General features: G+C 32.5%; 11 protein-coding genes. 7 read left to right on the forward strand and 4 right to left on the reverse strand.

Annotated features, from left to right (window positions below):
* Positions 1–68: 68 nt before the first annotated feature.
* A protein-coding gene (locus AB1282_RS06480) for an IS3 family transposase (protein ID WP_429898735.1) occupies positions 69–1,420 on the reverse strand; the annotation gives its coding sequence in 2 pieces (ribosomal slippage) (positions 69–973 and positions 973–1,420; 1,353 coding nt in all).
* Between the two features lie 53 nt (positions 1,421–1,473).
* Positions 1,474–1,971, reverse strand: a complete 498-nt coding sequence (locus tag AB1282_RS06485; protein WP_082459418.1) for a precorrin-2 dehydrogenase/sirohydrochlorin ferrochelatase family protein — start codon at positions 1,969–1,971, stop codon at positions 1,474–1,476.
* Between the two features lie 281 nt (positions 1,972–2,252).
* Between AB1282_RS06485 and AB1282_RS06490 the strand changes: the two genes are divergently transcribed.
* The gene (locus AB1282_RS06490) at positions 2,253–2,795 is read left to right on the forward strand and encodes a PTS sugar transporter subunit IIA (protein ID WP_390310767.1); all 543 of its coding nucleotides are present in this window, start codon (positions 2,253–2,255) and stop codon (positions 2,793–2,795) included.
* Positions 2,796–2,821: 26 nt separating this feature from the next.
* Here the strand turns inward: AB1282_RS06490 and AB1282_RS06495 are convergent, their stop codons facing one another.
* Positions 2,822–3,871, reverse strand: a complete 1,050-nt coding sequence (locus tag AB1282_RS06495; protein WP_429898736.1) for an acyltransferase family protein — start codon at positions 3,869–3,871, stop codon at positions 2,822–2,824.
* Between the two features lie 361 nt (positions 3,872–4,232).
* Here AB1282_RS06495 and AB1282_RS06500 point away from each other — a divergent pair, with 361 nt between their 5' ends.
* The 6 genes from AB1282_RS06500 to AB1282_RS06525 all read left to right on the forward strand — a co-directional run bounded on the left by AB1282_RS06500 (position 4,233) and on the right by AB1282_RS06525 (position 11,469).
* Positions 4,233–5,153 carry an ABC transporter ATP-binding protein gene (locus AB1282_RS06500; RefSeq protein WP_056469135.1) on the forward strand — a complete coding sequence of 307 codons (921 nt, stop codon included), beginning with the start codon at positions 4,233–4,235 and terminating at the stop codon, positions 5,151–5,153.
* On the forward strand, positions 5,150–6,247 hold the full coding sequence (locus AB1282_RS06505; protein ID WP_056469138.1) for an ABC transporter permease: 1,098 nt from the start codon (positions 5,150–5,152) through the stop codon (positions 6,245–6,247). Before AB1282_RS06500 ends, AB1282_RS06505 begins: the two co-directional genes overlap by 4 nt.
* 197 nt (positions 6,248–6,444) lie before the next feature.
* Positions 6,445–8,592 (forward strand): YhgE/Pip family protein, encoded by a 2,148-nt coding sequence (locus tag AB1282_RS06510; protein ID WP_429898737.1) that lies wholly within the window; start codon positions 6,445–6,447, stop codon positions 8,590–8,592.
* Between the two features lie 109 nt (positions 8,593–8,701).
* Positions 8,702–9,628: a glycosyltransferase family 2 protein gene (locus AB1282_RS06515; RefSeq protein WP_429898738.1), complete on the forward strand. Its 927-nt coding sequence runs from the start codon at positions 8,702–8,704 to the stop codon at positions 9,626–9,628.
* A 112-nt stretch (positions 9,629–9,740) separates the two neighbouring features.
* A complete protein-coding gene (locus tag AB1282_RS06520) occupies positions 9,741–10,724 on the forward strand; it encodes a YeiH family protein (RefSeq protein WP_429898739.1) in 984 nt (327 codons plus the stop codon).
* A gap of 76 nt (positions 10,725–10,800) precedes the next feature.
* Entirely contained in the window at positions 10,801–11,469 is a 669-nt protein-coding gene (locus tag AB1282_RS06525; protein WP_390310777.1) for a uracil-DNA glycosylase, read from the forward strand.
* A gap of 56 nt (positions 11,470–11,525) precedes the next feature.
* Here AB1282_RS06525 and AB1282_RS06530 read toward each other — a convergent pair whose 3' ends face one another.
* Entirely contained in the window at positions 11,526–12,338 is an 813-nt protein-coding gene (locus tag AB1282_RS06530) for a Cof-type HAD-IIB family hydrolase (RefSeq protein ID WP_056469152.1), read from the reverse strand.
* Between the last annotated feature and the right edge of the window lie 28 nt (positions 12,339–12,366).

Raw genomic sequence — 12,366 nt, forward strand, 5'->3', positions numbered from 1 at the left:
GGACACTGCACTAGAACCAGTCATGTGAGTTTTGTAGTGACCCCATAAAGTTAGACTGGTTACTTCAATTAGGCAGCCTGTTGGGCATGAACTCGGTATTTTACTGGGCTCATGCCTTTTAATTTTGCCTTAATTCGTTTGTTATTGTAGTAATCTATATATTTAGCTAGTTCTTGTTTAAAGTGTTCGACACTGTTAAATTCTTTAAGATAGAGTAGTTCAGATTTCATGATACTAAAGAAACTTTCAATTACTGCGTTATCGTAACAGTTTCCTTTTCGTGACATACTCTGAGTGATTCCACGTTTAATAAGAGCACTACGATATTTTTTCATTTGATAGTGCCACCCTTGGTCTGAATGAATTAGTAGTGTATCAGAATCTGTTAAATGTTCAAGAGATTGTTCTAACATATTTGATACAAGTGAATAAGTTGGACGTGAACCAATTGTATAAGCAATTATTTCTCCATTATATAAGTCCAACATAGGTGAAAAGTATAGCTTTTCTCCAAATAATTTAAATTCAGTTATATCTGTAACCCATTTCTCATTTGGTTTTTCAGCTTGAAAATTTCGATTTAAAATATTGGGTGCAATCTTACCTACTTCACCTTTGTAAGAGCGATATTTCTTTACCTTCACAAGTGATTTTATCCCTAGTTCTTTCATAAGTCGTTGAACTTTTTTATGATTTACTTTATAACCACGATTCGTAAGCTCGTCTCGAATTTTACGATAGCCATAACGAAATTCGTGTTCCTCATAAATTTCTTTTATCAGCACTTTTAACTCTGCGTCTGGATCAGGACGTTCTAGATTTTTCATCCAATAATAAAACGTACTACGCGGAATACTGGCTAGCAGTAGAAGTTCTTTTAACGAAAACTCATGCCTTAATTCATAGACAACTTTTACTTTGTCTTGTTTCGTGATTTTTCCTTGTTTTGAACTAAGGCATTCAACTTTTTTAGATATGCATTTTCCATGCGTAAACGTTCTATCTCAGCTTGAAGTTCTTCAATTGATGCTACAACAGGTGTAGTTTTCTTTGTTTCTTTTTTCATGGAAAGTCGCCCCTTTTTCTTTGATTCTAGGGCGTCTTGTCCTTGTGTTTCAAATTGAGTCCTCCATTTTCGAATCGTTCTAGGGGAAGGAATACTGAAAATTGCAGCTGCTTCATTAGGTGACGTCCCGTGGTCATTCATATACTTTAATACGTTTAGTTTAAACTGTACCGAATAACTTGTATATGACTTTTTAAGCAATCCATTAATCCCATTTTCCTTATATTGAGCTACCCAGTTTCTCACTTCAGCATGGGACGTTCCAAATAACTTACCAATAGAACGAAAACTTTCCTTACCTTCTAAATAACGCATAACTACCGCTAATTTATGTTCAGTAGTAAATTTAGTCATAAAAAATGCACCTCCAAATGTTAGTCGTGTCTAACATTTGGGGTGCACTTCATTTACTCTATGACTGGTTTTTTTCGTTCAATTGCATATTCATTTACGACTTCACTATAATGATCGTCAAAATAAGTGTCTAGTTCCTTTTTTATCTTTTTTGATAGGACTGGACTTTTACCAGAAGTTGAGACTGATACAATAAGGTCTCCTCTACGAACCACAGCCGGTGTATGGAAATCACTGTTATTTTGATCACTTACATCATTAAACCATTGGAAATCTGATGTGCAATCTTTGACGAATTTATTTAGATTTTTATCATCTGTAGCTGCAATAACAATATGTGCTTCAGTTAGGTCAGCTTTTTCAAAATACTTATTTATCCATTTTATTGTAGGTAACTGTTTAAATTCATCACATAGTTTTGGGCTTATAATCGTAATTGAAGCACCACTTTTTATAAACGCTTTTGCTTTTCGAAAAGCGATTTTTCCTCCTCCGATGATCACTATCTTTTTGTTTTGAAGTGAGAAAACTAATGGAACCATTTCAGTCATCTAATCGCTCCTATCTATTAATTGGATGGACAAATAGTAATGCATCATTATTTTATCATATGTATTGCCAATTTTTAGAACTAGCTACTAGCTAATAAATGATTCATGTGAGGATTTTTCATGTCATTTATTGTAGATATGCTACAGTTTGGTTAATAATTCAATAAAAGTTCATCTTTTCTTTAGCATAAAAGTATTTTTTCTGTTAGGATAATTAGTATTATTTTCTATGAAAAGATAATGATAAGACTGGAATCTAATTTAAAGAAAAGGTGAGTATTATGTTTAACAAATTAAAAAAAATGTTCGGTTTAGAGGAAAATGAACAGCAACAAGGATCTGCCCCTGTATCTACGGAAGCAGTTAAGGAAGTTGTCATTAAAGCGCCATTAACTGGTGAGATACATCCACTATCTGAAGTACCAGATCCTGTATTTGCAGAAAAAATGATGGGTGATGGATTTGCTATTACACCTACGGAAGGCGTTGTCGTAGCTCCTTTTGATGGAGAAATCGTACAAGTATTCCACACTAAACACGCTATTGGAATTCGTTCAAAAGAGGGTGTTGAAATTTTAATTCACGTTGGCCTAGAAACAGTAAAACTAAATGGTGAAGGTTTCGATGCTCATATTACAGAAGGACAAAGTGTTAATGCTGGAGACCATTTATTAACATTCAATATTGACTACATAAAAGAAAATGCCAAAAGCACAATTACTCCAGTTATTTTTACAAATGGAGATGCGCTAGAAAATATTAAAGTTACAGCAACTGGCTCAATCCAAAGAGGTTCAGATGCAGCTGTAGCTACATTAAAATAAAAAAAATAGCCCTAGGGCTATTTTTTTTATGCAGTTCTTACTTTTAAGTGTTGTTTACGTTTTACATTTAAACCAATGAACAACGGTTTTATAGTAGGTTGTGTTTCAATAATAAATTTCTTCGCAACCATAGGTACGACTAAGCCAATCATTGTGTACAATAGCGGTCCATAATCGAAAAACTGTGAAAAAACAGCATTTGCAAAAATGTGGATGTACATAATCGTTAATGATTCTTTACCAAATATTGTGCAAGGCTGAATAAATTGTAGTTTTGCAAGCTTTTGACATAAATAAAGTAAGGCAATCGTCATTGTTATTGGAATTAATGCATCTAAAAATAGGTGGTTATATCTTAAATATTTAAGACTTAAATGGTAGTCTAATTTATTCAATTCATATAGGGTCATATAACCGATGCTTAGCGTAATACAGGATATTCCAATGAAGTTAGAAATGGACGCTAACAATTTTTTTGTAAAGAATCCTAACCCTAAAAAGAAAATAGCCAGTAGAGCAACATCCATATTCCAAGGAATCGTAATTTGATTAAAGGTATTTTTACCAACTTGTGGAATTAATTTAATTGTTTCAAAATGTGCAAGCAAATAGCATGCAATAACGATGAATAGACGGGTACTATTCTTTTTAAAGTATAAGCAGATTAACGCAAATAATATTTGAGTAATAAATAAACATGTCACATACCAAAATACGCCATGGACTCCAGTAATAAATCTACCACCAATTAACAAAGAAAGGACTTCTTTTGATAAATTTAATTGGTTAATGGTTCCGTTTATTACCTCTATGGCGATGTTATATAAACTAAATAAAACTAAATACGTACAGTAAGGTACAAGCAATCTAAATGTTAGTTTTTTTATAAAAAATTTAAGTTCATTAATCGAATTGACCGGTTTAAATAAATAGCCACTAATTATAAAAAACAGGGGCATATGGAACCAGTAAATAAATGTAATAGAATTCGGACCTTCTGTAGAATGACCATAAACAACCAAAAAGATGCCGATCATTTTGGCAACATCCAACCATTTTTCACGTTCTATTTTCATTTTATCACCTTGTTTTTATGGCTTACTTAAAGCAAAAAAACTTCAGATTAAAGCCAATTTTTTTTAATAATGTACAACATATTGTAACGGATGAGTATTACAAAGTGACAACATGGACATTACAATCAAGTTATAAAATGTAAATAAATATTTCATAAAAGGCTGCAAATAAGTTTGGAGATTAAGTATAGCGCTAGATAATACGTGTTGGTAAAAAATGTAAATTTTTATTAAAAATTATTAATAATCAGTTCTTTCGACAAATAAAATATGTTTTGCATTATATACTTAGCAGGCTGAATTAAAAAAGATAGTGCACTCTTTAAATAATCATTTGATTAGTCGAGGTGAAGGAAAAACTATGGGCTCAATTATTAAAGTTGAAAATCTTAAAAAGAGATATGGAGATTTTTACGCTGTAAATGGAATTAGTTTTGAAGTTGAAAAGGGTGAAGTTTTTGGATTACTTGGTCCAAATGGAGCTGGTAAATCTACGACAATGGAAATGCTTGTAGGATTAAGAAAACCAGATGAAGGTACGGCTACTATTGCAGGCCATGTGATCGGTAAAGACTCATATAAAATCAAACAAGAGATTGGAATACAACTCCAATCAACATCCTTATTTGAACTGTTAAAAGTAAAGGAAATCATTGAAATGTATGCAAGTTTTTATCCAAGTCATATCCCGATTCAACCGTTGATTGATGAAATGCTTTTATCTGAAAAGCAAAATAGTCTAGTAAAAGGATTATCAGGTGGACAAAAGCAGCGATTAGCAATTGCATTAGCATTAATTCATGATCCTCAAATCATATTTTTAGATGAGCCAACTACAGGACTTGATCCACAAGCTCGTAGAACATTGTGGGATATCATTTTAAAACTAAAAGAACGCGGTAAAACAGTCGTTTTATCAACTCACTATATGGATGAGGCACATGTACTAGCTGATCGCATTGGTATCATGGATAAAGGCAAATTAATTGCGCTAGATACACCAAACAATCTGGTTAGTTCAATTTCTGCAGAGAGTGCGGTTGAATTTAAGACAAAACTACCAGAGCAAGAAGAAAAGTTCGCACATTTAGACAGTGTAATGAATGTCGTGATCAATCATGATTTCGTAACATTGTATACTCGAAATTTACAAGCTTCATTAATGGCTTTACTTGAGTATACAAAAGATCAAGATATGACGATTTCGGATTTATCGACTAGAACTGCCACTCTTGAGGACGTATTTTTACATATGACTGGAAGGGGGTTACGTGAAGAATGAAGGCTTATTATCAATTGACTTTAGCCCAACTCCGGATTTATGTACGTAATCGTCAAGCACTAATCTGGACATTATTATTTCCGTTTTTCTTTATGATTATTTTTGGATTAATGTTTAATGATGGGAATACAACTAGTTATTCCGTAAACTTAATTGATTATGACAACACTCAAGTAAGTAAACAAATTACAACTGTTTTAGATAAACAAAAATCGCTTAAAATTCATCAAAAAACAAATGAATTAAAGTCTAGGAAATTATTATCTGATGGTAAAACCGATTTTGTAATCGTCATTAACAAAGGATTTCAAGATCAAGTGACATCTAAACAAAAATCCGCTCCTGCACAAATAAAAGTACTTTATAATGAAAGTAATGCAGCCCAGCTTCAAGGTGGAATTGCAACAATTACAGCATATGTTGATGCCGCTAGTAAACAAATGGCAGGGTATACACCTAAAATCGTAACAGACTTTAAAGGGGTAGCTGGCATTACTCTTTCATATTTAGACTTTTTAGTACCTGGAATTATTGCAATGCAAATCATGAATAACAATATGAATGGTGTCGCAGGCCAAATTGCGTCTTGGAGAGAACGAGGAGTTCTAAGACGAATGCAAGGCACTACATTAAGAGCCTCAACGTTTATTGCCGCGCAAATTACAGCAAGGCTAATATTGAATAGCTTACAAGCAATCTTAACCATTCTAATTGGCTATTTTGGATTTGACGTAAGTATTCGAGGATCATTTCTATTAGTAGTGTTATTTGTTGTATTAGGTACATTAACATTTATGAGCATTGGATTTATTATAGCAAGTTTAGCGAAAAGTCCAGAAAGTGCTGGACCAATTGCAGGTTTCATCTCGTTCCCACTAATGTTTTTAGGTGGAGTATTTTTCCCTGTAAATAATATGCCCGAATATTTACAGCCGATTATAAAGACAATTCCAATCACACACTTATCAACTGCGATGCGCGATATTATGAACGTCGGAGCATCATTTGGAGATTTACTTCCAGATTTCGGCTGGTTATGTGTCTGGATGGTCGTAAGCTTCTTCATTGCTGCACGTACTTTTAGATGGGAGTAAGAGCGAAAAATTAGATAATGAATAATGTAGATAAAACAAAGTAATTCAAAGACTTTCGTTAAAAAAGACTTTCGCTAATTTTAGTGAAAGTCTTTTTTTTTACTTTTCTTTATCAAGATTCATCCATACTACTTTAAGAATAGTTATGCATTATTTATTGCATACTACTTAAAAAATTAAGATTAGGTGAGTTACAGGTGAGTTCAATAATTGAAATCTATTTTCGTGATGTAAAGCGGGTTGTAACAAATTGGGCTGCATTGATGATTATCATTGGTTTAATTATCATGCCCTCAATGTATGCATGGTTTAATATAAAGTCCTCTTGGGATCCGTATGGAAATACAAAGGGCTTAAAGATCGCTATTGTAAATGAGGATCGTGGTGCTACTGTCTTAAACAATAAAATTAATATCGGAAACGAAGTAATACATTCTTTAAAACAAAATCCCTCTTTAGGCTGGAGATTTACAAGTAAGAAAGTTGCAAATGAAGGGGTTAAACAAGGAAAATATTACGCTAGTATTTTAATACCGAATGATTTTTCAAATAAAATTAGCACGGTTTTAACAGATCAGCCTCAAAAACCCGAACTAATTTATCAAGTGAATGAAAAGCTAAATATAGTTGCGCCGAAATATACTGAAAAAGGTGCAACGGGTATTGCGAGTGAGATTACAAAGAAATTTGAAAAGACCGTAAGTAAGGAAGTATTGCAGGAGTTTAATAAAATAGGAATTGATTTACAAGCAAATTTACCTGAAATAAAGAAATTTGAGCAAATGGTTTTTAAACTTGAAAAAGATTTACCCGAAATAAAGACAACTGTGAATACAGCATTAAATGACTATAAAAAAGTACAAAGCGTTATTCAAACTACAAAAAAAGACATGGAATTGATTAATAATATTGTAGCGAATGGTGAAAAATTAACAGCTAGTTTAAGTGGCTTTTTTAATCAAATTAACCAATCAATACAAGATTCAACTCCATTTATTAAAGAGACACTTAACCTACTCCAGAACCAGTCTGCTGTTATACAAAGTACATTATCACAATTGCAGGATCAAACAATTAGTCAAGACGAATCGATGAGGCTATCGAATGAAATCGGAAAAGTACTACCGAATTCTAGAAATATGGTTACTTCTTTAAATCAAGTTCTGCAATCGTTTAATAGCTTAGGCAATAAAGCGGATTTTAGTAAAGATGTTAGTGTATTAAAAGGTCTAGAAGCAGTTTTAATGACGATTCAAAATGAGAATGCTCAATTAAAAAATGCAATACAAAGCGGAAACGACCTACCGACTGATTTACTTCAAAAAATGAATGAGAACGCGGCAAGTATAAATAACAAGATAAACAGTTTAAACGGAAATTTTGATCAAGATTTAGCGCCAAAAATAAGTGAAGCTTCAAGATTAGTGAATGAATCAATAAAAAATACCCAGACTGTTTTGGCTGATGCAAAAACGAGTATACCAACAATAAAAGGTGTACTTCAGGATACATCAAATTTATTAGCAACGAAAAAGGGTGATATACAGCAATTAGTAAATGAGTTACCAATGATTGAGACGAAAATAAAAAAAATAGCTAATGAGATTAGAAAGGCGAAAGAAAAAGGAAACATCGAGGATTTAATTAATTTTCTTCGAACAGATATAGAAAAGGTAAGTGACTTTTATTCTAGCCCAATCCTAATAAAAAAGGATCGAATGTTTCCAATACCGAATTATGGTACAGGTTTGACTCCATTTTATACAACATTGTCGTTATGGGTAGGAGCTTTATTAATGGTATCGTTATTAACTACTGAAGTTCATGAAGAAAAGCCATATAAGAGTAGAGAAGTTTATTTTGGAAGATTATTGACCTTTATTACTATTGGGATATTACAGACATTAGTAGTGACTACTGGTAACTTTCTGATCTTAGGTACTTATGCAGCAAGTAGGGGTTATTTTATCTTATTTGCACTATTGATTAGCATTGTATTTACGTTTATTGTTTATACGCTTGTTTCGGTTTTCGGAAATATTGGGAAAGGTATCGGTATTATCTTTTTGGTTCTCCAAATATCAGGAGCAGGAGGAGTTTATCCGATCCAAGTAACTCCACCATTTTTTCAAAAAATAAATCCATTTCTGCCTTTTACCTATGCATTAAGCTTGTTAAGAGAGGCGACTGGTGGAATCGTATGGGATACGATTTATAAGGACCTTCCAATACTAATTCTTTTTGTCATCATTGCAATTATAGTGGGGGTTGTTCTTAAAGCACCTATTAATAAAAGAGCAAGTAAAATTGTAGATCTTTCTAAGAAGAGTAGACTCATCCATTAGTCTTTTGAAAAAATAAATTCATATAAAAATCATTGAACTGTTTTGCCAAGTGCTATAACATAGATAAAAGTTATATCTTCAAAGCTTTTAGGAGAAGTAGGTGTTTTGTATGAAATTATCAGTTGTTGTATATTGTTATAACAATGGAGAAAATTTTGAGAGATTTCACGTTGATTTATCAAATACAATAAAGTTACTAAAAGAAGATTATGAAATTATTTATATAAACGACGGAAGTGAAGATGATACATTATTAGCACTTCAAGTTGTTGCAAATCATAGCAGTCATTTGAAATATATCTCGTTTACCCGCCGCTTCGGAAGAGAGGGAGCAATTTGTGCTGGACTTGAACATGCAAAAGGCGATGTTGTCATCCTAATGGATGGAAACTTCGTACATCCACCGAATGTTATTTTAGAGATGATGGATGAATACAAAAAAGGTCATAACCATGTAGTGGCTTCAAAAAAAATAGAGAATTCAGTTCTAAAAAAAGCGAAAAAAGGCATTTTTGAGAAGGTCATTAAAAAATTTGTGGACCCTGATATTTTGCAAAATGAATCAGACTTTCGTTTATTAAGCAGAAAAGTAGTGAATGCTATTGTAAGTATGCCAGAATCAAATCGCTATTCAAAAGGTATTTTTAACTGGATTGGTTACAAAATAAAAACGATTGAGTATGAAATAACATCAAGAATCATTAACAAAGAGTCAGAAGTAAGAAGACTAGATTCGCTAAAAAAATCCATTGAGTATATATTGTGTTTCAATACTAGACCTTTGAGGTTGTTAACGAAAGTCGGATTACTATTAATTGGAATAAGTCTTGTAATTTTTATTATGATGAGCTTTAAAGTAATTTTTGTTGGGATTAGAATTCCTGGTTTATATACGATTTCCAATTTCATTATGTTATTTGGCGGAGTTCAAATCTTGATGATTGGGGTATTAGGTGAATATTTAGGTAAGATCTATTACGAAACAAAGAGAAGACCCCAATATATTGTTGAGTCTTCAAGCTATGATGAAGATTAAATTTTACGATATGATAAATTTGGAAATTCGACAAGAATCTTGTCGAATTTCTTTTTTCATTACATAATATTTAAAGATAGAATAATATTTTAATGAAAGCTTGGAGAATAATATGGGGAATTTTTATAAAGCTATTCCAGGGATAGTTCTTTGCCTTTTTATTGCACTTATTAGTGAAACACTTTCTTATATATTGCCGGTTGGAGCAGCTACATTTTCAATATTAATCGGATTGATTGTCGGTAATACAATACACTTAAAGCCTTATTTTGAAGGCGGTAGAAAGTTTGCAGAAAGTAAATTATTAGAGATCTCAATATTTTTACTAGGTGCAACGATCAGTATTCAAATGATTGGCTTATTAGGATTAAAAGGAATTTTGTTAATCGTGATACAAATGTGTTTAGTCATCATTTTTACGATTTGGTTAGGCGAAAAACTAGGTTTTGGTTTGAATTTTAGCTATTTAATGGCAAGTGGAAATGCAGTTTGTGGTTCATCAGCAATTGGCGCAACAGCCCCAGCTATACAAGCCACTCAAGAAGAAAAGGGACTGGCTGTGACACTTGTAAATATGATGGGAACAGTCTTAATGTTTATTTTGCCTTTAATAGCATCTGTATTATATCACTCAGAAACATTGCCGACCTCTGCACTAATCGGAAGTACATTACAATCAGTGGGACAAGTAGTTGCTAGTGGTAGTTTAGTGAATGATGAAGTAAAGAATTATGCCACTTTATTTAAACTGATTCGAGTAGTTTTTTTAGTTTTTGTAGTTTTTAGCTTATCTTCTATAAAAAGAAGACACTTAGCGGAGGATTCTATTGAAAAAGTAAAAATTCAATTTCCTTGGTATGTAATTGGATTTGTCATCCTTTGTGTTTTTTATAGTTTAGGAGTGATACCAAGTTGGGCTGCGAATATTTCGAATAAGACTAGTCACTTATTTGAAATTATTGCACTCGCTGCAATTGGTTTAAATGTAAATCTAAAAATGATCATTAAACAAGGGAAGTCACTTTCACTTTATGCATTAAGCATCGTAGGTTTTCAAATCATCATAGCAATTTTATTAATTCAAGTAATCTATTAATAAACGCGAACAACGACAAAAAACAACAATTCATATCTATTTCTCGGGAAATTTCGTCAGGAAAGGTGGTATTTCATTGTTTAACTTATCATCAAATTGGAGAGAAAAATTAAAACCAGAGTTTGAAAAAACGTATTTTAAAGATTTATTGCAATTTCTTGAAAAAGAATACAAAGAACAAACAATATACCCTGCCAAAGAGCATTTATTTCAGGCATTAAACGAGTGTTCATATGAAGATTGTAAAGTAGTGATAATTGGACAAGATCCTTATCATCAGCCAGGTCAAGCGCATGGGTTAAGTTTTTCTGTATTACCGGGAGTGAAAATACCGCCCTCTTTAAGAAATATTTATAAAGAATTAAATAGTGATTTAGGGTTAGAAATACCTACGAGCGGATATTTAAATAATTGGGCAAAACAGGGGATATTATTATTAAATACTGTTTTAACTGTTCGTGAAGGGGAAGCAAATTCCCATAAAAATAAAGGGTGGGAACTATTTACGAATACGATTTTATCCGAGTTAAATAAGCAAGAACGTCCGATTATTTTTGTACTATGGGGTAAACATGCTCAAGCTAAAGAAGAATTGATTACGAGTAACCACCATGTAATATTAAAATCACATCATCCAAGTCCATTGTCAGCTAGTAGAGGTTTCTTTGGTAGCAAACCATTTTCACAAATTAACCAAAAACTAGTAGAACTTCAACTGGAACCGATTGATTGGACAGTTGAGTAGCCTATAAATGGGATTTAAAAAAGGTTGTCTTTTTAGACAACCTTTTTTTGTGTTTATTATTTATTACTCAATATAAACTTTTCAACGACTTTAGCCACGCCATCTTCATTATTTGTAGCAGTGACATAATCTGCTTGTTGCTTAATTTCTTCAGGAGCATTTCCCATCGCAACACCTAGACCCGCAAATTTAATCATCGGTAGGTCATTATATCCGTCTCCTACAGCGATTACTTCGTCTTGTCGTATTCCTAAAATTTGAATTAAGTGATTTAGACTTTTACCTTTATCTACCTCACTGTTTGTTAGTTCTAAAAAGAACGGCTTCGAGCGCATGACACTAATTTTACCTTCAAGCTCTTTTTGGAGTATCTTTTCAACTTGAGCTAGTTTTTCTGGGTCCTCTAACATTAACAACTTCACAACGTCATTTTGCACATGCTTGGTAAAGCTGCTTACTTCTTTAATTTGCATGCCTGTGAGTTGGCCTTCAATATCAGTATATTGATTCCCTTGTTCTGTAATAATATCATTTTCAACATATGTATGAACGAAGACATTATGTTTCTTACTAATCTCATAAAGTTCATGTGCTTGCTCTTTTGTTAGCTTACATTCATAAACATTATTTTTTGTTTGATAGTCAGTAATGATCCCCCCGTTAAATGATAGAACATAACTACCATAATCATGTAGTAATAGTTCCTCAGCTAACTTATGCATTGCAAAGGTTGGTCTACCGGAAGCTAACACTACTTTTACACCCATATCTTGAGCTTTGAGTAAAGCTTCCTTCGTTCTTTGCGAAATAACATGTTGATCCGTTAAAAGTGTGTCATCGATATCCAAAACGATCATTTTATAGTTCAAATTACATTACCTCCTAAAAATTAACTTT

The organism is Gottfriedia sp. S16(2024) (assembly GCF_050473765.1).
Lineage (GTDB): Bacteria > Bacillota > Bacilli > Bacillales > Bacillaceae_G > Gottfriedia.